Below are 631 nucleotides of genomic sequence, written 5' to 3' on the forward strand. Positions count from 1 at the left end.
CGGCCGGCAGCCCTTGCCGTCCGGTGGCCTTGACGCCGTGCCGACCCAGATCCCGCCCCACCAAGCCAAACAGATCGTGGTGCTCGTCCAGCCACTGCGACATCGACTTCAGTTCGTGGCCGATCTCGTGCGTGGCGAAAAGATCGAATATACTGGCTTGGACGGTGCGTTCCTGGCGCATTGTCGGCTCCGGCGGTTGCAGATTGTGCTTCGGAATCAGTGGCATGAGCCCAAAGTATACCTGAAACCGCCGGGCCTTGCTTGCGCAAAATTCAGATTCACTTAATAATATCAATAACTTGATGTTCGTGGACGGAAACTAGCTAATCTTACTGAGTCACAAAAAACGGGAGATTCGCGGTTTGCGATGATGTGCTAGCGTGGCGATTCGTGGTCAGCAGGAGCAAGCTGAGATGAATGGCCTGAGCGGAAGAAGTGAATCAGACTTTGCGGATTATGTCGAGAGGCTTGTCGATGTGATCGGCCATGCCGATCGGGCAGAGCCGCTGAAGGATTACTGCCTTGGCCTCATGCTGCCGGTGGAGCGCAAGAGTGTCGAGCCTCTGGCAGCGGTAACGGCACCGGCGAGGGTTTCGTCCAAGCATCAGTCGTTACTGCATTTCGTCGGTCA

1 protein-coding gene and 1 pseudogene are annotated in these 631 nt (G+C 56.1%); one reads left to right on the top strand and one right to left on the bottom strand.

From position 1 onward, the window contains the following. A pseudogene (locus PH547_RS33805) lies at window positions 1-181 on the bottom strand (ISNCY family transposase); the annotation flags it as partial. A gap of 232 nt (window positions 182-413) precedes the next feature. On the opposite strand from PH547_RS33805, the gene PH547_RS33810 reads away from it, so the two are divergent. Then, window positions 414-631, top strand: a 218-nt coding sequence (locus tag PH547_RS33810) for a transposase (RefSeq protein ID WP_285170491.1), incomplete at its 3' end; no start/stop codon positions are given.

Origin of the sequence: Rhizobium cerradonense (genome assembly GCF_030182455.1) — a bacterium.
Classification (GTDB): domain Bacteria; phylum Pseudomonadota; class Alphaproteobacteria; order Rhizobiales; family Rhizobiaceae; genus Rhizobium.